The organism is Pseudomonas sp. N40(2020) (assembly GCF_014472415.1).
GTDB lineage: Bacteria > Pseudomonadota > Gammaproteobacteria > Pseudomonadales > Pseudomonadaceae > Aquipseudomonas.
Genome location: NZ_JACSZV010000012.1, coordinates 50,477 through 71,778 on the forward strand (window position 1 = coordinate 50,477; position 21,302 = coordinate 71,778).

At 58.9% G+C, this 21,302-nt stretch carries 27 protein-coding genes and 1 pseudogene; 14 read left to right on the forward strand and 14 right to left on the reverse strand.

Annotated elements, in window-relative coordinates; all coding sequences use genetic code 11:
* Positions 1–13: 13 nt before the first annotated feature.
* A complete protein-coding gene (locus IAI51_RS10565; protein WP_187678431.1) occupies positions 14–400 on the reverse strand; it encodes a c-type cytochrome in 387 nt (128 codons plus the stop codon).
* 52 nt (positions 401–452) lie between these two features.
* Positions 453–1,784 (reverse strand): PLP-dependent aminotransferase family protein, encoded by a 1,332-nt coding sequence (locus tag IAI51_RS10570; protein ID WP_187678432.1) that lies wholly within the window; start codon positions 1,782–1,784, stop codon positions 453–455.
* A gap of 91 nt (positions 1,785–1,875) precedes the next feature.
* Between IAI51_RS10570 and IAI51_RS10575 the strand changes: the two genes are divergently transcribed.
* Complete coding sequence (locus IAI51_RS10575) at positions 1,876–2,769, forward strand: DMT family transporter (protein WP_187678433.1); 894 nt, start codon at positions 1,876–1,878, stop codon at positions 2,767–2,769.
* Between the two features lie 3 nt (positions 2,770–2,772).
* Here IAI51_RS10575 and IAI51_RS10580 read toward each other — a convergent pair whose 3' ends face one another.
* Positions 2,773–3,588 (reverse strand): AraC family transcriptional regulator, encoded by an 816-nt coding sequence (locus IAI51_RS10580; protein WP_187678434.1) that lies wholly within the window; start codon positions 3,586–3,588, stop codon positions 2,773–2,775.
* A 132-nt stretch (positions 3,589–3,720) separates the two neighbouring features.
* On the opposite strand from IAI51_RS10580, the gene IAI51_RS10585 reads away from it, so the two are divergent.
* Entirely contained in the window at positions 3,721–4,233 is a 513-nt protein-coding gene (locus IAI51_RS10585) for a carboxymuconolactone decarboxylase family protein (RefSeq protein ID WP_187678435.1), read from the forward strand.
* A 78-nt stretch (positions 4,234–4,311) separates the two neighbouring features.
* Here the strand turns inward: IAI51_RS10585 and IAI51_RS10590 are convergent, their stop codons facing one another.
* Positions 4,312–5,757 carry a SulP family inorganic anion transporter gene (locus IAI51_RS10590; protein ID WP_187678436.1) on the reverse strand — a complete coding sequence of 482 codons (1,446 nt, stop codon included), beginning with the start codon at positions 5,755–5,757 and terminating at the stop codon, positions 4,312–4,314.
* A gap of 159 nt (positions 5,758–5,916) precedes the next feature.
* On the opposite strand from IAI51_RS10590, the gene IAI51_RS10595 reads away from it, so the two are divergent.
* Positions 5,917–6,219: a hypothetical protein gene (locus IAI51_RS10595; protein WP_187678437.1), complete on the forward strand. Its 303-nt coding sequence runs from the start codon at positions 5,917–5,919 to the stop codon at positions 6,217–6,219.
* Positions 6,220–6,316: 97 nt separating this feature from the next.
* The gene (locus tag IAI51_RS10600; protein WP_187678438.1) at positions 6,317–6,862 is read left to right on the forward strand and encodes a hypothetical protein; all 546 of its coding nucleotides are present in this window, start codon (positions 6,317–6,319) and stop codon (positions 6,860–6,862) included.
* A 41-nt stretch (positions 6,863–6,903) separates the two neighbouring features.
* Here IAI51_RS10600 and IAI51_RS10605 read toward each other — a convergent pair whose 3' ends face one another.
* The 5 genes from IAI51_RS10605 to ggt form a co-directional block, all read right to left on the reverse strand.
* Positions 6,904–7,539, reverse strand: a complete 636-nt coding sequence (locus IAI51_RS10605; protein WP_187678439.1) for a hypothetical protein — start codon at positions 7,537–7,539, stop codon at positions 6,904–6,906.
* 128 nt (positions 7,540–7,667) lie between these two features.
* Positions 7,668–8,126: a GNAT family N-acetyltransferase gene (locus IAI51_RS10610; protein ID WP_187678440.1), complete on the reverse strand. Its 459-nt coding sequence runs from the start codon at positions 8,124–8,126 to the stop codon at positions 7,668–7,670.
* Between the two features lie 177 nt (positions 8,127–8,303).
* Positions 8,304–9,314, reverse strand: a complete 1,011-nt coding sequence (locus IAI51_RS10615) for a lysozyme inhibitor LprI family protein (RefSeq protein ID WP_187678441.1) — start codon at positions 9,312–9,314, stop codon at positions 8,304–8,306.
* A 107-nt stretch (positions 9,315–9,421) separates the two neighbouring features.
* Complete coding sequence (locus IAI51_RS10620) at positions 9,422–9,955, reverse strand: cysteine hydrolase family protein (protein ID WP_187678442.1); 534 nt, start codon at positions 9,953–9,955, stop codon at positions 9,422–9,424.
* Between the two features lie 66 nt (positions 9,956–10,021).
* Complete coding sequence (ggt, locus tag IAI51_RS10625) at positions 10,022–11,749, reverse strand: gamma-glutamyltransferase (RefSeq protein ID WP_187678443.1); 1,728 nt, start codon at positions 11,747–11,749, stop codon at positions 10,022–10,024.
* Between the two features lie 151 nt (positions 11,750–11,900).
* On the opposite strand from ggt, the gene IAI51_RS10630 reads away from it, so the two are divergent.
* Entirely contained in the window at positions 11,901–12,416 is a 516-nt protein-coding gene (locus IAI51_RS10630; RefSeq protein ID WP_187678444.1) for a methylated-DNA--[protein]-cysteine S-methyltransferase, read from the forward strand.
* Positions 12,417–12,435: 19 nt separating this feature from the next.
* Here the strand turns inward: IAI51_RS10630 and IAI51_RS10635 are convergent, their stop codons facing one another.
* The 4 genes and pseudogenes from IAI51_RS10635 to IAI51_RS10650 form a co-directional block, all read right to left on the reverse strand.
* Positions 12,436–13,026 (reverse strand): NUDIX domain-containing protein, encoded by a 591-nt coding sequence (locus IAI51_RS10635; protein WP_187678445.1) that lies wholly within the window; start codon positions 13,024–13,026, stop codon positions 12,436–12,438.
* Between the two features lie 156 nt (positions 13,027–13,182).
* A pseudogene (locus IAI51_RS10640) lies at positions 13,183–14,181 on the reverse strand (chitinase); the annotation flags it as partial.
* Between the two features lie 44 nt (positions 14,182–14,225).
* Entirely contained in the window at positions 14,226–14,861 is a 636-nt protein-coding gene (locus IAI51_RS10645) for a lytic polysaccharide monooxygenase auxiliary activity family 9 protein (RefSeq protein WP_187678447.1), read from the reverse strand.
* Positions 14,862–15,083: 222 nt separating this feature from the next.
* Positions 15,084–15,521, reverse strand: coding sequence for a hemerythrin domain-containing protein (locus tag IAI51_RS10650; protein ID WP_187678448.1), 438 nt, complete (start codon positions 15,519–15,521; stop codon positions 15,084–15,086).
* A gap of 138 nt (positions 15,522–15,659) precedes the next feature.
* Between IAI51_RS10650 and IAI51_RS10655 the strand changes: the two genes are divergently transcribed.
* On the forward strand, positions 15,660–16,085 hold the full coding sequence (locus tag IAI51_RS10655; protein WP_187678449.1) for a GNAT family N-acetyltransferase: 426 nt from the start codon (positions 15,660–15,662) through the stop codon (positions 16,083–16,085).
* Positions 16,086–16,187: 102 nt separating this feature from the next.
* Here the strand turns inward: IAI51_RS10655 and IAI51_RS10660 are convergent, their stop codons facing one another.
* Entirely contained in the window at positions 16,188–16,538 is a 351-nt protein-coding gene (locus tag IAI51_RS10660) for a hypothetical protein (protein ID WP_187678450.1), read from the reverse strand.
* A gap of 134 nt (positions 16,539–16,672) precedes the next feature.
* Here IAI51_RS10660 and IAI51_RS10665 point away from each other — a divergent pair, with 134 nt between their 5' ends.
* The 8 genes from IAI51_RS10665 to IAI51_RS10700 all read left to right on the forward strand — a co-directional run bounded on the left by IAI51_RS10665 (position 16,673) and on the right by IAI51_RS10700 (position 21,300).
* Positions 16,673–17,002 carry a DUF6388 family protein gene (locus tag IAI51_RS10665; protein ID WP_187678451.1) on the forward strand — a complete coding sequence of 110 codons (330 nt, stop codon included), beginning with the start codon at positions 16,673–16,675 and terminating at the stop codon, positions 17,000–17,002.
* Positions 17,003–17,027: 25 nt separating this feature from the next.
* Positions 17,028–17,732 (forward strand): YoaK family protein, encoded by a 705-nt coding sequence (locus tag IAI51_RS10670; protein ID WP_187678452.1) that lies wholly within the window; start codon positions 17,028–17,030, stop codon positions 17,730–17,732.
* A 101-nt stretch (positions 17,733–17,833) separates the two neighbouring features.
* Positions 17,834–18,226 carry a sulfurtransferase complex subunit TusD gene (gene tusD, locus IAI51_RS10675; RefSeq protein WP_187678453.1) on the forward strand — a complete coding sequence of 131 codons (393 nt, stop codon included), beginning with the start codon at positions 17,834–17,836 and terminating at the stop codon, positions 18,224–18,226.
* 1 nt (position 18,227) lies between these two features.
* Positions 18,228–18,584 (forward strand): sulfurtransferase complex subunit TusC, encoded by a 357-nt coding sequence (gene tusC, locus IAI51_RS10680; RefSeq protein ID WP_187678454.1) that lies wholly within the window; start codon positions 18,228–18,230, stop codon positions 18,582–18,584.
* Positions 18,584–18,877, forward strand: a complete 294-nt coding sequence (gene tusB / locus IAI51_RS10685; protein WP_187678455.1) for a sulfurtransferase complex subunit TusB — start codon at positions 18,584–18,586, stop codon at positions 18,875–18,877. Before tusC ends, tusB begins: the two co-directional genes overlap by 1 nt.
* A complete protein-coding gene (locus IAI51_RS10690) occupies positions 18,874–19,209 on the forward strand; it encodes a TusE/DsrC/DsvC family sulfur relay protein (protein WP_187678456.1) in 336 nt (111 codons plus the stop codon). The genes tusB and IAI51_RS10690 overlap by 4 nt, the downstream gene beginning before the upstream one ends.
* The gene (locus IAI51_RS10695; protein ID WP_187678457.1) at positions 19,206–20,207 is read left to right on the forward strand and encodes a glycosyl transferase family protein; all 1,002 of its coding nucleotides are present in this window, start codon (positions 19,206–19,208) and stop codon (positions 20,205–20,207) included. Before IAI51_RS10690 ends, IAI51_RS10695 begins: the two co-directional genes overlap by 4 nt.
* A gap of 91 nt (positions 20,208–20,298) precedes the next feature.
* Positions 20,299–21,300, forward strand: a complete 1,002-nt coding sequence (locus IAI51_RS10700; protein WP_187678458.1) for a glutathione S-transferase family protein — start codon at positions 20,299–20,301, stop codon at positions 21,298–21,300.
* Positions 21,301–21,302: the final 2 nt, after the last annotated feature.

Sequence of the window (21,302 nt, forward strand, 5' to 3'; positions counted from 1 at the left end):
ATCGAGCGGGTTGTTATTGCGGGAACGTCTGCAGATACGCCAACAGATTTTCGAGTTTCTCCTCATCACTCAACCCCCAGAAAATCATCCGCGTGCCCGGCACAACGCCTTTTGGATCTTTCAGATAAGCCTTCAGCGTTTCGTGATCCCACGTCACTCCTGAATTCTTCATCGCATCGGAATACACGTAGTTCGCCGAGGTCCCGGCTGGCCGACCGATGATGCCGTTGAGTTGCGGGCCGAACCCCGGACGCGCGGACTCGCCGACTTGATGGCAGCCGCCACACAGACGCGGAAAGATTTTTGCGCCGGCCTCAGGGTCACCTGCGGCGTTCACGGCGGTGCTGACCAGGCCAGTAGTGAGGATCAGGGCGAGGGACAGTGAAGCGGTGTTTTTCATTTAGGGTTCCGGAACGGCAGGAATCGGGCGGCGCAAGAGTAGCACTTTGTTTTTACAGGTAAGCGCCGACAACCTTTCTGACGGTGATCAAGGCCTGGCGCAATACCTCCATGTCTACCGATCCCAACGCCAGCCGAATCGCATGCGGTACGTACGTCGCCACCGAAAACGGTTCGGCGGTGGTGACTGAAATCTGTTGCTGCATCAACTCCACGACAATCTGATCGGCGCGTACATCTTCCGGCAGCGGTAGCCACAAAAAGTACGAGGACGGGTGAGTGATGCAGGGCAATCCGTGGAGCAATTCGGCGGCCATTGTCTGACGGGCTCGCGCATCATTACGTTTTTGCTCCTCAAGCTGAGTGACGGTGCCATCATCGAGCCAACCGCAAGCAATCGCCGTCATTATTCCGGGAGTGGTCCAGGTGGTGGCACGGATGATGCGCTCCAGCGCCGGCACCATGAGCGCAGGCGCCGCGATGAAACCGACGCGCAGACCAGTGGCGATATTCTTGGAAAGTCCCGACACGTAAACCGTGCGCTCCGGTGCCAGGTCGACCAACGTTCGCGGTGGGTTTTCCGCCAGAAAGGCGTAGGCCGCATCCTCGATAATCGTCAGATCATGCCGACGGGCAATCGAGACCAGTTGCTCGCGCTGCTCAAGAGGCATGACCCAGCCCAGCGGATTGTGCAACGTCGGCATGCTGTACACGGCGCGCACCGAGCGGCTGCGGCAGAGTTTGTCCAACGCCGCCAGATCAGGCCCTTGCTCGTTGATCGGGATTGCCACCACTTCCAGATGAAGTGCTTCGGCCAGCACTTTGAACCCGGAATAGGTCAGCGCATCCGCCGCAATCACATCACCCGGTTTGAGCAGCGCCATCAACGCAACCGCCAGCCCTTGCTGGGCGCCGTTGACGATCAGCACTTGCTCGGCCTCGACGCTAACGCCACGGCTCAGCAAATGACGCGCGACCGACGCCCGCTCGTGTTGGCGGCCGGCGTGGGGTTGATAACGCAGGAGCGATTCCAGGTCCCCGGACAACGCCAATTGCCGCAACGCCGTACGCAATAGATCAGCCTGACCGGGCAATGACGGGTAGTTGAAATTGAGGTCGATCATGCCGACCGCCACGTCCTTCTGATCAATGCCCTGCCCTGGCGACAACGAGGTTTCCCGCACAAACGTGCCGCGCCCGGTTTCGCCGCTGACCAAGCCCATCGCCTCCAGCTCAGCGTAGACCCGCGAGGCGGTGACCAGTGCCAGCCCTTCCCTTGCTGCCAGTTCTCGATGAGTCGGCAGTCGCGTACCGGGCGCCAGGCGTCCAGAGCGAATGTCCGCCGCATAGGCATCAACAAGGGTTTTATAGCGGGAGCGCGGCATGTCGGGATGTATCCATGACAATTTTTTGATTGTGCTGATTCTCGACCGCAGGATGGCGGCAACGCAACCCCACCTTTGAGCGTGACCTCGTATGGAACGGACATCAAACCTGACAAACCCGGCTCTCGAAAAAACCAGCGGCTGGATCAACGGCTTTATCGGCGTGGTGATCTTCAGCGGTTCGCTGCCGGCCACCCGTCTGGCGGTGCTGGAGTTCGACCCGGTGTTTCTCACCGTTGCGCGCGCGGCCATCGCCGGGGTGTTGGCAGTGATTCTGTTAGGGCTGTTTCGTGAACGGCGTCCGGCGCGCAACCAGTGGCTGTCGTTGTTAATCGTCGCGATGGGTGTGGTGCTGGGTTTTCCATTGCTGACGGCGTTGGCGCTGCAACACGTGACGTCGGCACATTCGATTGTGTTTGTAGGATTGCTGCCACTGGCGACGGCGATTTTTGGCGTGTTGCGTGGCGGTGAACGCCCGCGCGCGGTGTTCTGGTTTTTTTCGGTGCTGGGTAGCGCTTTGGTGGTTGGGTTCGCCTTGTCGCAGGGGCTGACCGCTTCGCCCACCGGTGACTTGCTGATGCTCGCGGCGATTCTGGCCTGCGGCCTCGGTTATGCCGAAGGCGCAAAACTGTCGCGCACTCTTGGTGGCTGGCAGGTGATCTGCTGGGCGCTGCTGTTGTCGCTGCCGCTGATGGCACTGCTCAGCCTGTGGCTGGCGCCCGCCTCGTTCAACCACATCAGCCTGTCGGCGTGGCTGTGCCTGGCTTATGTGTCGCTGTTCAGCATGCTCATCGGGTTTGTGTTCTGGTATCGCGGGCTGGCGCAGGGCGGGATCGCGGCGGTTGGGCAACTGCAGTTGCTGCAACCGTTTTTTGGCCTGGCACTGGCGGCGACGTTGCTGCATGAACAGGTCAGCGTCGGCATGCTCGCGGTAACGCTGGGGGTGATTCTGTGTGTGGCGGGAGCGAAGAAATTTGCGAAATAAGACTCAGGCTCCAGCCTTCCATTCGCGGGGGCTTAATCCGGTCTTGCGTCGAAATGCCCGGGCCAGCGCCGAAGGGCTTTCGTAACCGACTTCTTCGGCGATCAGCGCAATCGGTTTGCCCTCGCGCAGGCGTTTTTGCGCGAGGCTGACCCGCCAGCTCAGCAGATAATCCGCCGGGGGCTGGCCGACGACGCGACGAAACTGTTCGGCAAATCCGGCACGTGACAGGTTGGCCGCTGTCGCCAGATCGGCCACGCTCCACGCTTTCGCCGGTTGTTCATGCATCAGATTCAAGGCGCGAGACAGGCGTGGATCGGCCAGCCCGGCCATCATTCCCGGTTGTTGATCACGACGGCTGATGAGGTGACGCAACAGCAGAATCACCAGCAATTCGAACAGCCGATCCATCACCGCCACGCGCCCGCAATGACCTTCGAAAGCTTCCTTGAACAGCCATTCCAGCGTGCTGCCCAATTCCGGGACTTCGCTGAGTTTGAGCACCAGATAATCCGGCAGCGCCGCCGCCAGAGCATTGCCCGAACCGCCATCAAACGTCAGCGATGCGCAGACCAGTTTCGTCTTCATGGCCTCATCAGCCACCATGCGATGGGCAAAGGGTCTTGGAAAGAAAATGAGTGCGGGCTCATCAAGTCGGATCTCGCGCTGATTGCCCGGTTTGAGTAGCAACTCGCCGGCTTGCAACAGATGCACATGACCATTCGGCTCGCCCTCATGAACGCTGACGCCGCAAAAGTCGCCGCTGTGAAAAGTGCCGGCATGTACAGCGAAATGGCTGAGCAAGGTGGAAAGGCGATCCATGGGCGACTCCCGAGCGAATATCTGGACGATCTGTCGCATATCCTCGACGATCCGCAGCCAAAGCACCAGACGCGCTGATTAACATCAACTCCATCGCCGGCGCACTTCGCGCCCGTCTTTCGGAGAATCACCATGAGCCGCATCAACGCTATCAGCCTCGAATCCGCCACCGACGCCACCCGCCCAGCGCTGGAAGGCGTGAAGAAGAAAATCGGCTTCCTGCCCAACGTGTTCAGCACACTGGCCAAGGCACCGGTCGCCCTTGAAACCTACCTGCAAGCCTCGACGATACTCGGCAAAACCTCGCTGAACGCCAAGGAGAAAGAAGCGGTTTACCTCGCCACGTCGCAGGTCAACGGTTGCGATTACTGCCTGTCGGCCCACACTTTCTTCGCAAGCAAGGCCGGGCTGTCAGCGCAGGACATCCTCGCGGCACGTCAGGGCGAACTCAACGCCTACGCCGCCCTTGCCCAGCAAATCACCCAAAGCCGCGGCCACTTGAGCGACGAGCAGATCGCCGCCGCCCGTGCTGCCGGGATCGATGACACGAAGATCATTGAGGTGATAGCGCTGGTGGCGGTGCAGTCGCTGACCAACTACCTGAACAACGCGGCGCTGACCGATATCGACTTTCCGGCGATTTGAAACCTGGCCACACACAAAACCAATGTGGGAGCTGGCTTGCCAGCTCCCACAGGGATTAGGTTGCTACTGCAAAGGCGTTTAATCGTGATCAACGCCCGCGCGTTTTAACAACTTCTTGCAACGTTCCGACAGATGAAACACCTGCAAATGCTTGCCAGCCTTCTCATAGCGTTCACGCAAGGTTTTCAGCGCGGCAATCGCCGAATAATCGACAAAGCTCAGATGCCGGCAATCCAGCGTCACCCGCGCCGGGTCATTGGCCGGGTCGAACCGGTTGAGAAACGGCGTGGTCGAGGCGAAGAACAACGTGCCGTGCAGGCGATAGAGCTTGCTGCCATCGGCTTCCAGATGCTCATCGGCATACAGTTCACGCGCCTGTTGCCAGGCAAAATTCAACGCAGCGATGATGATGCCGCACAGCACAGCGGTGGCCAGATCGGTGAACACGGTGATGGTGGTCACAGCGATGATCACCAGCACATCGTTGAGCGGCACTTTGTTCACCACCCGCAACGAGGCCCAGGCGAAGGTCTGTTGCGACACTACAAACATCACGCCCACCAGCGCCGCCAGCGGAATACGCTCGATCAGCGGTGACAGAAACAGGATGAACAGCAGAATCAGCACACCAGCCACCACGCCGGACAGACGCCCGCGCCCGCCGGAACTCAGGTTGATCACGGTCTGGCCGATCATTGCGCAACCGCCCATGCCGCCGAATGCGCCGGAGACCATGTTTGCCGCGCCGAGCGCCACGCACTCGCGATCAGGGTAGCCACGGGTTTCGGTGATTTCGTCGGTGAGGTTGAGGGTCAGCAGGGTTTCCAGCAGACCGACCAGCGCCATCAGAATCGCGTAAGGCGCGATGATGCCGAGGGTTTCCAACTTCCACGGAATGTCCGGCAAGGCGAAAGTCGGCAAGCCGCCGGCAATGTGCGCCATGTCGCCAAGGGTGCGGGTCGGCAGGCCGAACAGGTAGACCAGCAGACCCACGCCAAGAATCGCCACCAGTGCCGGCGGCACCGCGCGGGTCAGGCGCGGCAGGATGTAGACGATGGCCATGGTCAGCAGCACCAGCCCGGTCATCAGGTACAGCGGCGTGCCGCTGAGCCAGTCTTCACCGTTCTTGAAATGCTCCAGTTGCGCCAGCGCAATAATAATCGCCAGACCGTTGACGAACCCGAGCATCACCGGGTGCGGCACCATGCGCACCAGTTTGCCCAGACGCAACAACCCGAACGCCATCATGATCAAACCGCCCAGCAACACGGTCGCCAGCAGGTATTGCACACCGTGTTGCACCACCAGCGCGACGATCACCACCGCCATCGAACCCGCCGCACCGGAGACCATCCCAGGCCGGCCACCGAACAGCGCGGTCAGCGTACAAATGATGAAGGCGCCGTACAGGCCCATCAGCGGATTGAGGTGGGCCACCAGCGCAAACGCAATGCATTCGGGCAACAGGGCAAACGAGGTGGTGAGTCCGGCCAGGACATCGGCGCGCAGACGAATCGGTTTCATGGTGTACCTGACTGAGCGGCCGAAGAGTGTGGCCGCAATGTTTTGCGGAAAAAGAGGGCTGCGGATGTTACGGAATTGTCCGGGATCGGGCCAGTGATCGCTGACACCGATCGACTCGCGCATTATGCTGGCGCGCTCCTGCACTCATCGAGTTCGAACATGTCTTCATTGCTGACCGCCCGTGAGGTTTGCCAGCGTTTGCGCGAGGCTGCACTGGGCGTGCTCGCATTCAAACGTTGCGAGACACCCTCCGAGGCCGGACGGGTCGCAGTGGATATCGAAGGCTGGCATCTACTGCTGGATTTTGAGGGTGAACGGTTGCATCACTGTGAATACGCCCGCAGCCCCGATGGCCATGAGGGTGCGCTTGAGACGTGGCAGCGTTATGGCACCGATCCGGTGAGTTTGCTGAGCACTTGGGAATTGACGCAGATCGAGAGGTTGCTGACTGAGCGAGACTGATACGCGTCAATCGGAACGTTTTTTACGGCCCATGGTTGCTCGATGATGGCACTCTGCCCATAATTCGCGCCCCTACATTCCCACGCAAGGAACTGCCGTGAAGAAGTCGCTGTTGTTGATCCCGATGTTGGCGCTGTTGCTGCAAGGGTGTGGCATGACCATGCTGCGCTACGAGCCGAGCTATGAAAACGTCCAGAAGCTAAAGCAAACTCCGCCACTGCATGCGATCAGCAATCCTCAGGTCACTGCCGAATCCGGTGAAGGTTCGCTGGTAGTGCGCGCCAACCCGATCCGCTCACCGTCCGGCAGCATCCCGGCACACATTCAGGATGCGATCACCGAAGAACTGCGCAAGGCCGGCCTGCTGGATCCGCAAGCCCAACGCCAGTTGAAAGTGCTGGTGGTGAAGAATGAGCTTACCGCTGGCATGGGCACGGGTACCGGCAAGCTGGCGGCGCGTTTCACCCTACTTAATGGCAACGATGTCGTGTACGACGCGACCAAGGATGTCAGCAGCCAGTGGAGCAGCAGCTTCTTCGGTTTCATTGCGATCCCGAACGCGGTCAACGCTTACAACCCGCTGTTGCGTGATCTGCTGAAGGATTTGTACAGCGATCCGCAGTTCATTCAGGCATTGAAGTAACAGACAAAAAAAGAGCCGCAATCGCGGCTCTTTTTTTGGCTTCAGGCCCGCGGAATACGGCTTTCGAGTGCCGAGTATTTCAGGCTGTTGCTTTCGACCACTTGCTTGAGCAGCGCGTTGACCTGACGGGTGAACGTGTCACTCATAGCGTCTTTAGGCGTATTGGCCATCAGCGGGATGAACCAGATGCCGAACCAGGTGCCAATGGCATCGTGATTGCTCGCGGTGGTCAGTGCCTGACCTTGTCCGTCCATGGCTTCCAGGCTCATGGTGTACTGATCGGTGCCATATGCCGGGATCACCATCATGCTGAAACCGCTGATGTAAGCCAGCGCCATTTGCCCACCATTAGGCGGATGGTTGTACACCTTCAAGCGCAGGTTGTAGTCGCCCGGCTGCTTCTGGAATTCGTCGAGGGTGACACGGCCAAACAGGCCAGAGTCGGTAAGGATTTTCTGCAGTTGCGGCTTGAGCTGATCGCGCCCCTGCGGCACTTCTACGGCGGAGGCGCTTTTTGGCTCACCCACGTAGAAGTCGAAATCGACATAGACGTTTGGCTTGTTGGCGTAGTTGGCCATCGATGGCAGTGTTACCGGTGCCACTTCGTCTTTTGTGAAACTGGCACAACCGCCCAGCACGAGCACCAGGCCCAGCGCCAGAATTTTCCCGAATTGCATGATGTCCGTCCCTATATGAACAATGCCAAATGATGGCAATGAGCCTTCATTTCGAAAGCCGGGCGGATTCTAGAGACAGTGACCGTCTGGGGAAAGACCGAATTCGGGAAAATGACAAAAATATTTGCTCAGTCTTGCCGTAAATCGAGGAGATAGGTGTAGTACCCCGTATCCCTCACATACCCTAGCGACTCGTACAAACCTTGCGCAGTGAAGTTATCAGTTGCCGTTTCCAGCACCAGACCTTTCGCGCCGGTCTCCACGGCGAACTCGCGTGCAGTGTTCATCAGCAATCTGCCGACACCGAGTCCACGGGCAGCCGGCGCAGTGAACAGATCGCTGAGCAACCAGATGCGGTGAGCGTCGATGGACGAAAAGGTCGGGTACAACTGGACGAAACCCAACGCCTCGCTGCTCTCATCCTGAGCAAGAAAAATCGCTGATTCGTTGCCGGCCATGCGCTCGGCGATGAACGCTCGCGATTGCTCAAGGTTCGACGGTTGTTCATAGAAACCGCGATAGGCGTCGAACAATTTTGCCACCGCGTCCAGATGCGTAGCATTGGCTCTTGATACATGAATAGTCATTTCAACACCCTGCTTTCACATTGATGTTCGATCCAGCATAGCGCTGCCCGTCGAATATGCCCCGGTGGCCCCTCAGCACTTGATGCAGTTCATTTGGTCGGCGACCCGCACCTAGACCTCCACCGGCGGGTAGATGGGAGAGATTAGTGGGGGTTTGTTTGTGATTTGTGTCGCAGTTCAGGGCATGAAGTCCACGGGGAGTTCGAGCTGGTTTTTCATGCGCTCATTCCAGGCTTGCAATGCGTCAGGTAGACCGTTTTTCCATTGCCGCACGTTGGTGTAATAGCGCAGGCGCGCATGGCCTGTATTGTAAGTCACCAACAATACCCAGAAGCGCGCGTCGCTTGCCCGCATCACGACGCCAGTGCCGCCCAGACCACGCATCCACATCTCCGCGACCTCGCTACCTGGCACGTCGGTTGAAGGCTCGCCCGTCATCAAAGAACCGGACACTTCCACCAGCCTCTGATAATCGTCTTTGAGCAGTGTGTGCAGTGCCTGGTTTTCCTCTGGCGTTCGTGCCAGGCCAAGGCTGAGCATGTCGTAATCCAGTGCCAACGGTTGCTGCGAGGCAATAAAACGGCCGGTGTAATACACGCCCATACCACCTCCGCAATCGCCACCCGAACTCACGTTCGAGATATCGAGCACGCCATTGATGGGCGTGAAACTCAGCCTGCACTCGCCTTCTTCATATAGGGCTTCACTGCCATTGAGTGTGGCGACTCCATTCAGATCACCGGAGTTGGCTCCTTCACCCGCCGTGATGTCGAAGTTGATGTGCGTGGCATCAATACGTTTAGTCATCACCGTGGCCGATGTCGAAGAACTTGGCGGAATCAGTTGCCAAGTCGCATTCCAACTGAAGGGCTGAGTGGCGTGTTCGAGCTCGGACAGACGCATCAAATACTCCCGGCGTAGACAGGCAGCCGAGTCACCACAGGCGTTGCGACTTTTCAGCCACTGCCGTTGATCTGTCTTTAGGGCTTTGGGATCGGGGACTTTGGCCATAGTCGAGCGCCAACGCTCTGCGAGTTTCTCGTCAAGGACTGAAATATCCGGATTGCCACAGATGGCTTTTTCAGTCTTGCTGATGGCACTGGCGCAATCAAAACTGCTGGCGTGGGTAACGGAGGTAAACGCGAGGACGGTCAGCGCCAGGGCATGACGGTGAGTGAAAGCGAGCATCGAGAGATTCCATTCTTCAGGCGACGGGCAGTATGCCAGTGCTGCTGCCGGAAATCCTCGGTGTACACAAAGGTTTCAGCCCAACGCGCCCCCTGTAGGATTTGTGATCAGAACACGATATCGGCGGCAGGTTTTACATCGATCCGCGCCACGGAACCGGTCAGGTGTGCCAGATCCTTGTTGTGTTCGGCAATGATGTCTTCGGCGCTCATGTTGCCGTTGTCGACGGTGGAATGTGCATCTGACACGAGCACCACGTCGTAGCCCAGTTGATGGGCCTGGCGCACGGTAGCGTTGACGCAATAGTCGGTTTGCAGGCCGCAGATCACCAATTTTTCAAAGTCTTCGCTCGGCAGCAGTTTGCGCAGGTCGGTCTGGTAGAACGAGTCCGGGGTGGTTTTGCGTACGCGCAGATCTTTGGCGGACGTCTCAAGCCCTTCGGCCAGTTGCCAGCCTTCAGTGCCGTGGGCCAGCGGGCTGTCCTTTTCCTCATGCTGAATCAGCACCACCGGAACCCCGGCCTTTCGGGCGTGGGTGCTGAGGTCGTTGATGGTGCCGATCACGCGCTGGATGTCGTGGCACTGGTATTCGCCCGAGCAAAGTGCGCGTTGGACGTCGATGATCAGTAATGCGGTGGTCATGGTGGGCCTTCCTTGATCGATCCTTGAGACAGGGGCGGGTGTGCGCCCGCCCCCTTTTTACGCCTCTCAGTAACCCAATGACAACCCGGTGTTGCGCCGTGGATCGTTGGCACCGTAGAAGCGGTTTTTGCCTACCGGCTTACCCTCCAGTGATGGCGCGCCGACCAGAATCGCGGCGATATGGTTGGCGTCCTGCGGGCCGGCAAACTTGTGGCCCCAGCTCTCGAGGAGCTTCTTCGTGTCCGGGCTGGCGGCGAAGTCTTCGAGGTTGGTTTCTTCCGGCATCCACTGCTGGTGAAAACGCGGCGCATCCACCGCTTCCTGCAAGCCCATGCCGTAGTCGATGACGTTGAGCATGGTCAGCAAGGTGGCCGTGATAATGCGGCTGCCACCCGGCGTGCCGACCACCATGACCACTTTGCCGTCCTTGGTGACGATGGTCGGGCTCATCGACGACAGCGGCGCCTTGCCCGGCGCGATGGCGTTGGCTTCACCCTGGACCAGACCGTACATGTTCGGCACGCCAACTTTCGAAGTGAAGTCATCCATTTCGTCGTTGAGGATTACCCCGGTCTTGCTCGCCATCACACCCGCACCGAACCAGTCGTTGAGCGTGTAGGTAACCGAGACCGCGTTGCCCCACTTGTCGACAATCGAATAATGGGTAGTGTTGCTGCCTTCGTGGGGCGCAACGCCGGGTTTCAGTTCAGCGGAGACCCCAGCCTTTTGCGGCTGGATGGCGTTACGCAGTTTGGTCGCGTAATTCTTGTCGAGCAGATGCTCGATCGGGTTCTTCACGAAGTCCGGGTCGCCGAGGTAACTGTTGCGATCAACGTAGGCGTGGCGCATCGCTTCGATCTGGTAGTGCATGCCCTGGGCCGAATGGAAGCCCAGATCCTTCATCGGATAGCCTTCAAGAATGTTCATGATCTGGCAGATCACCACCCCGCCAGAGCTTGGCGGTGGCGCTGAAACCACGTGGTAGCCACGGTAATCGCATTCCACCGGAGCCAGTTCGCGGGTCTTGTATTTGTCGAGGTCGGCCTGGGTGATGATGCCCTTGTTGGCCTGATTGGACGTGACGATGGCGTCGGCCACCCAGCCTTTATAGAAGCCGTCGGCGCCCTTCTCGGAAATGGTCCGCAGGGTTTTGCCGAGATCTTTCTGCACCAGTTTTTGCCCGACCTGCATCGGCTCGCCGTTGCTGAGGAAGATCGAACCGGAATCGCGCATGTCCTTCTTGAACACGTCCGTGGCGTACTCCAGCAACTCCACGTCACCCTGCTGCAACTCGAATCCGTCTTCAGCCAGTTTGATCGCCGGGGCGATCATCTCCTTGCGCTGCTTGGTGCCGTACTTGCTAAGCGCCAACTCCATGCCGGACACAGTGCCCGGCACGCCGACCGCCAAGTGGCCACGGGTACTCAGATCCGGGATGACATTGCCGTCCTTGTCGAGGTACATGTTGGCGGTCGCGGCCAACGGGGCTTTTTCGCGGAAATCGAGGAAGGTCTTGCGCCCGTCCGCCAGTTGAATGGTCATGAAACCGCCGCCACCCAGGTTGCCCGCTGCGGGATAGACCACCGCCAGCGCATAACCTACCGCGACCGCCGCGTCGACGGCGTTACCACCGCTTTTCAACACATCGACACCGACATGAGTGGCCAGATGTTGCGCGGTGACCACCATGCCGTTTTCTGCGGCAACCGGTGCCACCGAGGCGGCGTGAGCCATAAGGCAGCTGAGTGCCAGTGAGGTCGCTATCAGCGATTTGGCCAAAGGTTCGTACTTCATGAGTCGATCTCTTTTTTGTTTTCAGGGTCTGTGCAAAACAGAGGCGAACGCTTCAAAAGCAACAAGCAGTATGGTCGGGTTTGCGGTTTGCGCCTCCCCGGTCAGGCAGTATGCTGGGCGCTGTTGCCGCGCTGATCCGGAGTTCTTCCCCATGCCCTACACGTTCATCACCCTGCCCTCGCCGGTCGGCGAGTTGAAGCTGGTCGCGAACGGTTCACGACTGGCGGCCATCCTCTGGGAAAACGATAAACCCAACCGGGTGCGCCTTGGGCCGATGAGTGAAGCGCCGGACAATCCGATCCTGCTGAAAACCGCGCGGCAACTTGAAGAATATTTTGCCGGGACGCGAGATCGCTTCGACCTGGAGCTGGATTTTGCCGGCACGGATTTTCAGAAAAAGGTCTGGGCGGCGCTGCTGACGATCCCGTTCGGCGAGACTCGCACGTATAGCCAGATCGCTCTGCAAATCGGCAATCCAAGTGCCGTGCGGGCGGTGGGCGCGGCAAATGGGCGGAACCCGATCTCAATCGTTGCGCCGTGTCATCGGGTAATTGGCGCATCGGGGAAATTGACCGGGTTTGCCGGGGGGCTTGAGGCTAAAGAGCGATTGTTGACGTTGGAAGGTGGTGACTGGTCAGAGGTTGGCAAAACTGGTGAGCTATTTTAAAGATCAGAAGATCGCAGCCTTATCGATCGAACAGGTTATTCATCGCCGCGTACTGCAACAGCATGATGGTCTTGGCGTCGCAGATCTCGCCGCGCTGGAAGGCCGCCAACGCGTCATCGAATGACCACTCCAACACTTCCAGTTCTTCGGTCTCTTCTTCCAGACCGCCGCCTTCGCTGACCTTCGACGCCGAGTCGTACTCGGCAATGAAGAAGTGCAGTTTCTCGGTCACCGAACCGGGGCTCATATAGGCCTCGAAGACTTTCTTCACGTCATGCACGCGATAGCCGGTTTCCTCCTCGGCTTCGTCGCGAATGCGCTGCTCGGGCGCCGCCCCCTCCAACAACCCCGCCGCCACTTCGATCAGCAGACCGTCATGACCATTGACGAACACCGGCAAGCGGAACTGACGGGTCAGCACCACCGAGCGCTTCTCGCGATTGAACAGCAGAATCGCCGCGCCATTGCCGCGGTCATACACTTCGCGCGTCTGGCGCTGCCACTCGCCGTTATTACGGTGGTAGTCAAAAGTGATTTTCTTCAAGAGATACCAGTCGTGGGACAACACCTGAGTCTCGATGATATTGACCCGTTCGGCTGTGTTAGCCATGACGCCTCATCCTTTTGTCATCAGAAAGCGTTCATAGTCGATTAATCGAACCGACAAAAAAAGCCCGGCAGCGCTACCGGGCTTTTTTATTCACAACTAACGGGCGACGTGCAGCACCGTTTCATCCACCTCTTGTGCGCTTGCCTGCACTCCGGTGATCAGCGGCCCATAACGCCGACTGAACTCCCAGTTGTATGGCACACGATCCTTGCTGACGCCGTTGTCCCAGTTCACCGACCACGTCATCAGGCCCTTGATCGGGTGTCCTTTGATCGCCAACCGTTTGAGCACATTGCCTACAACGGTCTTGTCGATCACATAACCGGTAGCAGCCGCGTCGACGTTGGCGGGCAGACCAATGACGAACTTGTCCGCCGCGATCTTCGTGAAACCACGCGTGCCGGTCACCAGACTTTCCGTCAGGTAATAGAGGAAATCCTCTTTCAGCTCATCGTTGTTCTGCGCGATCCACGCGCCGGCACCGTTGTTGGCCTCCGGCACCCAGACCCCGTCGCCACCCTGGTTGTAGAACTGCGGGGCGATGAAGTCGTAGTAGCCTTCCAGTGCCTGCAAGTAACCGACGTACTTGCCGCTGCTGGTGAGGTACGGAAACTCCGGGGCCATGCTGATGATGAAGTGCTTGCCCTGGCCCGCGTAGTGATCCTTGACCAGTTTCAGCGCAGCCGGCAGGACGGTCTTGTTGGCAGCGAAATCAATCGCGCTCTGTTCAAGATCAATGTCCAGGCCGTCGAAGCCGTAGGTTTCCACCAGACGGATGATTTCATTGGCCAGTGGTTGTTCCTGGCCGCTGTGCAACTCGATGTGCGCATCCGCGCCACCCAGGGAAATCAACACCGCCCGCCCCTGACTGTTGAGCACGCCGACCTGACGGCGGAACTCGGCATCGGTCACGTTGAACGGCTTAAAGGTCGGAATCCCGCTGCCCTTCATGAAGGCCACGGCGACCACGTTGTACTCCTTGGGCACCTCCTCCAGCGCGATGTTGGCAAAGCGGCCTTGGCGATATCCGTCGCTCGGTCCCGCCGGCCAGTTGTGCCAGAAGCCCATGAGGATCTTTTTGTCGGCAATGCTCGGCATCAATGACGCCGCATCGCTCGCCGCGTTTTGCATTAAAGAGAAGTCGATATTTGACATGTTCTAATCCTTCAGAACGTGTGGGTTTTGACGACGCTGCGTCGTTATTTGAAGTCAACGTCGAAGGCCTGATAGAACGCGTTGCCGGTGTTGGCGACGATCCACATCAAGACGATAACGTGATGACCTTGCTTGTTCGCCGGAAGTTTCACCGAGTGATTGACCTTGGCCTTCAGCTCCGCTGAATGGCTGTAGTAAGGCACCTGAGTGTAGAAGTCCTCGAAGAACGGCTGCGCTTCCAGTTGCGCACGGGTGATGCGTTGTTTCGGGTCCCAGCCATCCTTGGTGATCAGCCAGCGATAGCCGCGGGTGGTGTGCGGCGCGGTGTATTCCCATTTGACTTCGAGGGTCTGACCCGGGGTGACATTGAGCAGCGGCCAGGTGAACGGACGACCGAGCTTTTGGCTCATCTCCTCATTCGTGAAGTTCACGCAATCACGCGGATCGGTTTTGCCGCCACTGAGAATGTAGCCGTCGGCCGGCGGCGCGACACTGGCAGAGTCGGATTCGTAGGGCGCTGGAAACGGCCCGGCCACCAGCGCCGGGAAATTCTTGCCGCCTTCCATTTCGTTGACCTGCCAGGCACCGAGCAATCCTTGCTCAATAGCGACCGCACCACGACTCGCCGGGGAGGTGACGCGACCGTGTCGCAGTTGGGTTTGTGCTTGTGGTTGATTCATGTTTTTCACTCCGTTGATTTAAGAACTCTCCTTTCCGAGGAGAGGCCTTCAAGCTAACGGAGGTGATTTTTTTGTCCATCGGCGGTTTTGTCGCAGATCTGTCCGACACAATCAGTAAAACAGCGAAAATACTGGATATAAACACAGTGTATTGTGACGGCTCGCACTCGACGCATAGCCAAAGGCGTACACGTCGAAGTTACGAAATCCCGCATGGGTGACTCACGGTAACTGCGCCTGAAACTCCTTTTCGTACTGTCCGGCGAGCTGTTCTTTCTGGTTTTCGTCGAGTAACTTGCCGGCCATCTGGAAGAATTTGTGCTCCTCTTCCTTGAGGTGGTGATGAACCTTGTCCGAGAGCTTTTTCGCAGTGGCCAGCCATGCCGGGCTGGACATCTCGGTCTCGTCGAGCTCTTCCATCATTTCGTCCATTTCGTGATGTTCGGAAATGGCATGTCGGCTGAGGTCGACACCGTCGTCGAACTTCATCAGCGGGATATAGAAGTGGCGCTCTTCGGCGGTTTCGTGGGCTTTCAGCTCGGCTTTGAGCTGCTTGTAGGCCTCGACGCGCTCCGGCGTATCGCCGCTGGTTTCGATCAGGGCTTTGGCGTAGGTGCGCTGGCGGTCGTGGCTTTCGCGAAGGGCTTCAAAAATGTTCATGGGGTGTCCTCATCAACCGCGTACTGGAATGACGCTGTAAAGGCTAGACCTCGGCGCTTGCGCGACGGTTCCACCTGGGTTGAAACACAGCCACCAGCCGAGATAGGCTGCGGCTTCATGGCTATCAAGGAAGCGCAAATGAATATGCGGATCGAGTTGTCGCAACACTCCACGGAAGAAGAACGCCAGGCCATTCTGGCACCGCTGCATGCCTACAACGTCGCCAAGGCCGGGATCGCGAAATCGGAACCGCTCACCCTACTGGTGCGCGACGATCACGACCAGATTCTCGGCGGGCTCTATGGTCGGCTGGTGTGCCAGTGGTTGTTCATCGATTTGCTGTCAGTGCCTGAAGAAGGCCGAGGTCAGGGTATTGGATCGAAGCTGATGCGCATGGCCGAAGACCTGGCGCGGGAGAAAGGCTGCATCGGGGCATGGCTCGACACTTTCGACTTCCAGGCGCCGGAGTTCTACAAGAAACTCGGTTATAGCCAGTTTGGGGAGATCGTCGATTACCCACCGGGGCACAAGCGGCATTTTTTCCAGAAGCGCTTGATTGATTGAATTTGATAGCCCCTTCCCGAGCAACCTCGCTCCCACATTTGAAATGCATTCCAATGTGGGAGCGAGCTTGCACGCGAAGGGGGCAGTCGCCTCAACACATGATCAGAGACAGGTCGCCAACGCCGCCAACCGGCGCTTGGCCACGAAATCGTCCTTCTGCGCGTAGTAACTCAACGCCGTGCCCGACGCCTCCGTGCTCACATCGACAAACGACTCCGCCGAACGCGTGTAGACCGTCGAACCGGACTTTTTGCCCGGTTGCAGATAAGCCCCGGCATCCACTCCGAACACTGCTTCGTCCTGCCAGGCAAATTGCACGCACTGGGCGACGACTTTCTCGGGCTTGTTCGAGGTCAGGGTTTTGTAGGGCGTTTTAGTGCGAGCATCGTCCATCATCGAACCCGCGCAACCGGCCAGCACCGTCGCGGCCAGCGCCACCATCAGAATTCGCATTGCATTCGCTCATTCAGAAAAAAGCGGACTGTATCACCGCAGCAGCCCGAATCGTTCTGCTTTACTACATTTATAGCGCGACACGCGCGAGCCGCTGCGGCAACCTAAGGTCATCAGCCTCACAAGGAAAACACATGGCGCCTACCGAGCAGCGACATGAACACGCCCTGAAACTGTTTCTCGACGCACGCCCCGAACTGCGCGAAACCCTCGACCATCTCAATCCGCTGTTGGCTCAGGCCAAGGGTGAAACCCAGGCACAGTATCGCGAAGAACGCCTGCATGAAGCGTTCGAGGCCGAGGCGGAAAGCCTAGGGTTGTTTGCCTGGGAACTGACCTTGCAACTGACGGCAGCAACGCCTGATGAATATCAGGCCCAGCGTCTGAACGTTCATCGCGAGGTGGCGGAAATGGCCGGCATGGACTGGCTGGAGTATTGCGACTTGTATGGAATAAAACCGTAACCGCCGCTCAAGGAAACAATCGACGATGCTGCCTTCCGCCTCGACTCACCGCGCCAGTCCCGGCCATCTGCACTCGAAAAAATGGCGCGGGCGCGTGGGACTGGCGCTGGTGGCCAGTCTTTCGGTGCTGGCGGGGATGACCGACGCCATCGGTTTCATGGCCAGCGGCGACTTCGTCTCGTTCATGAGCGGCAACACCACGAGGCTGGCGGTGGCGATCAGTGACGGCGATCTTGGGCTGACCGTGCGCCTGGTGATTCTCGTCGCAACCTTTATTGTCGGTAATGCCTTGGGCGTCCTCGTCGCGCGTCTCGGCGGAAGACGGGCGCTGCCGCTTCTCCTGTGTATCGCCACCCTGCTCTGCGCGGCGGCAGCCTGGCCGTTTGACTCGCAACTGCCGGCACTGCTCGCGGCGATCATTGCGATGGGCATGCTCAATGCGTCGGTCGAGGAAGTGAATGGTCTGCCGGTCGGGCTGACGTATGTCACTGGCGCACTGTCGCGGTTCGGCCGAGGACTGGGCCGCTGGATGCTCGGCGAGCGGCGCAGTGGCTGGCGCGTCCAACTGGTGCCGTGGAGCGGGATGTTCGTCGGCGCCATTCTGGGCGCAGTGCTGGAGCATCATCTGGGACTGAAGGCGATGTTTGTCAGCGGTTTGCTGGCGGCATTGATCGGGCTGCTCTCGCTTAGAATCCCACGACGCTGGCAGTTGGGTTACATGCCGCGCTGACCGATGTCTGCCCCCCCCCCGTGGGCGGGTACGCAACTTGGGTTTCGCGACCGCCTCGATAAAGCTTTATCATGGCCGCAGTTTTGCTGACCGAGTCCGTCATGAAGTTCGCCATCGCACTGTTTTCCGCCGCCCATGCGCCCTCCTCGCGCCGTGCCCTGCTGTTTGCGCAGGCTGCACTGGCCGGTGGGCATGAGATTGTCCGGCTGTTTTTCTATCAGGATGGCGTCTACAACGCCTCTGACGCGGTGGTTACTCCGCAGGACGAACTGGATCTGCCCAAGCAATGGCGCACCTTCATCAACGAGCAGCAACTGGATGGCGTGGTGTGCATCGCCGCCGCTCTGCGCAGGGGCGTGCTGAATGACGAAGAAGCCAAGCGCTATCAGCGTGACGCATTGTCCGTCAGCGCGCCGTGGGAGTTGTCCGGCCTCGGCCAGTTACATGACGCGGTGCAAGACGCTGACCGCCTGATCTGTTTCGGAGGCGCGTGACATGGCCAAATCCCTGTTGATCATCAGTCGCCAATCGCCATGGTCCGGCCCCGGTGCCCGCGAAGCGCTGGACATCGTGCTGGCCGGCGGTGCCTTCGATCTGCCGATCGGTCTGCTGTTTCTCGATGACGGCGTGCTGCAACTGGCCGCCGGGCAAAAGGCCAAGGCCCTGCAACAGAAAGACCTGAGCGCCAACCTGCAAGCGCTGCCAATGTTCGGCGTTGAAGAGCTGTTTTATTGCATCGACAGCGCCACCAGCCGTGGCCTGAACACGCTGTCGCTGGACGAAGCGCAACCGCTCGCCGCCGAGCAAATCACCGCCCTTATTGACCGTTACGACCAGGTGATCACCCTCTGATGTCGACTTTGCATGTGTTGTCTCATTCCCCGTTCGGCGACGATCGCCTGACCAGTTGCCTGCGAGTGATCGGCCATGCCGACGCTTTGCTGCTATCCGGCGACGCGGTATATGCCCTGCAACCGGGCACTGCTCCGTTCAGCGCGCTGCAAACTCGGCGGGTGAAACTGTACGTGCTGGCCGAAGATGCAGAGGCCCGCGCTGTACAGGTTCCAGACTGGGCAGAAACCATCGACTACCCGGCCTTCGTCGAACTGTCGATCCAACACGACAAGGTCAACAGCTGGCTATGAATTGCATGACCGTCGGCGCCCGCGCCATCGAACTGGACAAGGACGGCTTCCTCGTCGACCTCAGCGTCTGGTCACACGACGTCGCCAGTGCCCTGGCCGCCGCCGAAGATATCGAGTTGACCCCCGAACACTGGGAGGTCCTCGAACTGCTGCGCAGTTTCTACGATGAGTTCCAACTGTCCCCGGCCACTCGACCGCTGATCAAATACACCGCGCTGAAACTCGGCCCGGACAAAGGCAACAGCCTGCACCTGAACCGACTGTTCAAAGGCACCCCTGCCAAACTCGCCGCGAAACTGGCGGGCCTGCCCAAACCGACGAATTGCTTATGACCGATTTCCCAGCGCTCACCCTCGAAACACCTGCCGAGCACCCGTTCGCTCAATTCGTCCGGATCCTCGGCAAAGGCAAGCGCGGCGCCCGCGATCTGACTCGCGAAGAAGCCCGGCAAGCCATGGGCATGGTGCTGGACGACGAAGTCGAAGACACCCAACTCGGCGCCTTTCTGATGTTGCTGCGGCATAAAGAAGAAAGCGCCGAAGAGATGGCCGGTTTCACCGAAGCCCTGCGCGAACGTTTGCAGGCGCCAGCCTTGAACGTCGATCTGGACTGGCCGACCTATGCCGGCAAGAAGCGCCATCTGCCGTGGTATCTGCTGGCGGCCAAGTGTCTGTCGCAAAACGGTGTGCGCATCTTCATGCACGGCGGCGGCGCACACACCGCCGGGCGCTTGTATACCGAACAGCTGTTGGCCGAGCTGAATATCCCGCTGTGCCGTAACTGGCAGCAGGTCGGCACGGCGCTGGACAACGGTGGCCTGGCATTCATGCCGCTGATCGACTGGGCGCCACAACTGCAAAAGATGATCGACCTGCGCAATACCATGGGCCTGCGCTCGCCGATCCACTCGCTGGCGCGGATTCTCAATCCGCTGGGCGCGCGTTGCGGGTTGCAAAGCATCTTCCACCCCGGCTATCAGGCCGTACACCGCGATGCCAGCGGTTTGCTCGGCGACACGGCGATTGTGGTCAAGGGTGACGGCGGTGAAATCGAGATCAACCCCGATGCCGACAGCCATCTTTACGGCACCAGCGGCGGCGAGAGTTGGGACGAGGAATGGCCCCAGTTGTCGGCACAGCGCCACGTCAAACCGGCCTCGCTGGACGTCGAACACTTGAAAGCCGTGTGGCGCGGCGACGTGGTCGACAGCTACCCGCAAATGGCGCTGATTTCGACCATGGCCCTGGCACTGCGCGGTCTCGGCCAGAGCCGCGAGCAGGCTTTCGAAACCGCCGAACAATACTGGGCCGCGCGGAATAAATCGATTTAACCGATCATTCGCGCCCGATCTTTGCGCTTTTTGTTCGAACTCATCGGAATAGACTCGACTCCAACGATTATTGGTTTCAGGAGTCTTGAACATGGGTTTGTTAGTCGATGGCCACTGGCAGGACAAGTGGTACGAAAGCAGCAAGGACGGCGCGTTCCAGCGCGAACAGGCGCAACGCCGCAACTGGGTCACCGCTGACGGCCAACCTGGCTCTAGCGGTGAAGGCGGTTTTGCCGCCGAAGCCGGGCGCTATCACCTCTACGTTTCGCTTGCCTGTCCGTGGGCGCATCGCACGCTGATCCTGCGCAAACTCAAAGGCCTGGAAAGTCTGATCGACGTTTCCGTGGTCAGTTGGTTGATGCTGGAAAACGGCTGGACCTTCGACAAGACTCTCGGCTCGACCGGCGACAAGCTCGATCACTTCGACTTCATGCACCAGCGCTACACCGCCGACACGCCTGACTACACTGGCCGCGTCACCGTACCGGTGCTGTGGGACAAAAAGCTCAAGCGCATTGTCAGCAACGAATCGGCGGAGATCATCCGCATGTTCAACAGCGCGTTTGATGATCTGACTGGCAATGATCTGGACTTCTATCCTGCTCCGCTACGCGGTGAGATTGATGCGCTGAACGAGCGAATCTATCCAGCCGTAAACAACGGCGTCTATCGCGCCGGGTTCGCCACGTCACAACAAGCGTATGAGGAAGCGTTCGATGAAGTGTTTGCCGAACTCGATCACTTGGAGCGGATGCTGGGTGCCAACCGTTATCTGAGTGGTGAATACCTGACTGAAGCGGATATTCGCCTTTTCACCACGATTATTCGCTTCGACGCGGTGTATCACGGGCACTTCAAGTGCAACATGCGGCGCATTGCCGATTATCCGAACTTGTCGAACTGGCTGCGTGAGTTGTATCAGTGGCCGGGGATTGCCGAGACGGTGGATTTCCAGCACATCAAAAATCACTACTACGGCAGCCACAAGACCATCAATCCGACGGGGGTTGTGCCGAAGGGGCCGGAGCAGGATTTCACTGTGGCTCATGATCGGGCGCGGCTGGGCGGCAAAGGAGTTTGGCAGAGGGGTTAACA

Coding starts and splice junctions, on each gene's coding strand:
- IAI51_RS10620 (WP_187678442.1), bottom strand. CDS start 9,955: ATGACCACCGCATTACTGATCATCGACGTCCAACGCGCACTTTGCTCG.
- IAI51_RS10565 (WP_187678431.1), bottom strand. CDS start 400: ATGAAAAACACCGCTTCACTGTCCCTCGCCCTGATCCTCACTACTGGC.
- IAI51_RS10700 (WP_187678458.1), top strand. CDS start 20,299: ATGGGTTTGTTAGTCGATGGCCACTGGCAGGACAAGTGGTACGAAAGC.
- IAI51_RS10660 (WP_187678450.1), bottom strand. CDS start 16,538: ATGCGAATTCTGATGGTGGCGCTGGCCGCGACGGTGCTGGCCGGTTGC.
- IAI51_RS10585 (WP_187678435.1), top strand. CDS start 3,721: ATGAGCCGCATCAACGCTATCAGCCTCGAATCCGCCACCGACGCCACC.
- IAI51_RS10590 (WP_187678436.1), bottom strand. CDS start 5,757: ATGAAACCGATTCGTCTGCGCGCCGATGTCCTGGCCGGACTCACCACC.
- IAI51_RS10645 (WP_187678447.1), bottom strand. CDS start 14,861: ATGAATCAACCACAAGCACAAACCCAACTGCGACACGGTCGCGTCACC.
- tusD (WP_187678453.1), top strand. CDS start 17,834: ATGAAGTTCGCCATCGCACTGTTTTCCGCCGCCCATGCGCCCTCCTCG.
- IAI51_RS10570 (WP_187678432.1), bottom strand. CDS start 1,784: ATGCCGCGCTCCCGCTATAAAACCCTTGTTGATGCCTATGCGGCGGAC.
- IAI51_RS10635 (WP_187678445.1), bottom strand. CDS start 13,026: ATGGCTAACACAGCCGAACGGGTCAATATCATCGAGACTCAGGTGTTG.
- IAI51_RS10615 (WP_187678441.1), bottom strand. CDS start 9,314: ATGCTCGCTTTCACTCACCGTCATGCCCTGGCGCTGACCGTCCTCGCG.
- IAI51_RS10650 (WP_187678448.1), bottom strand. CDS start 15,521: ATGAACATTTTTGAAGCCCTTCGCGAAAGCCACGACCGCCAGCGCACC.
- IAI51_RS10595 (WP_187678437.1), top strand. CDS start 5,917: ATGTCTTCATTGCTGACCGCCCGTGAGGTTTGCCAGCGTTTGCGCGAG.
- IAI51_RS10580 (WP_187678434.1), bottom strand. CDS start 3,588: ATGGATCGCCTTTCCACCTTGCTCAGCCATTTCGCTGTACATGCCGGC.
- IAI51_RS10610 (WP_187678440.1), bottom strand. CDS start 8,126: ATGACTATTCATGTATCAAGAGCCAATGCTACGCATCTGGACGCGGTG.
- IAI51_RS10695 (WP_187678457.1), top strand. CDS start 19,206: ATGACCGATTTCCCAGCGCTCACCCTCGAAACACCTGCCGAGCACCCG.
- IAI51_RS10575 (WP_187678433.1), top strand. CDS start 1,876: ATGGAACGGACATCAAACCTGACAAACCCGGCTCTCGAAAAAACCAGC.
- IAI51_RS10670 (WP_187678452.1), top strand. CDS start 17,028: ATGCTGCCTTCCGCCTCGACTCACCGCGCCAGTCCCGGCCATCTGCAC.
- IAI51_RS10605 (WP_187678439.1), bottom strand. CDS start 7,539: ATGCAATTCGGGAAAATTCTGGCGCTGGGCCTGGTGCTCGTGCTGGGC.
- IAI51_RS10655 (WP_187678449.1), top strand. CDS start 15,660: ATGAATATGCGGATCGAGTTGTCGCAACACTCCACGGAAGAAGAACGC.
- ggt (WP_187678443.1), bottom strand. CDS start 11,749: ATGAAGTACGAACCTTTGGCCAAATCGCTGATAGCGACCTCACTGGCA.
- tusC (WP_187678454.1), top strand. CDS start 18,228: ATGGCCAAATCCCTGTTGATCATCAGTCGCCAATCGCCATGGTCCGGC.
- tusB (WP_187678455.1), top strand. CDS start 18,584: ATGTCGACTTTGCATGTGTTGTCTCATTCCCCGTTCGGCGACGATCGC.
- IAI51_RS10690 (WP_187678456.1), top strand. CDS start 18,874: ATGAATTGCATGACCGTCGGCGCCCGCGCCATCGAACTGGACAAGGAC.
- IAI51_RS10630 (WP_187678444.1), top strand. CDS start 11,901: ATGCCCTACACGTTCATCACCCTGCCCTCGCCGGTCGGCGAGTTGAAG.
- IAI51_RS10665 (WP_187678451.1), top strand. CDS start 16,673: ATGGCGCCTACCGAGCAGCGACATGAACACGCCCTGAAACTGTTTCTC.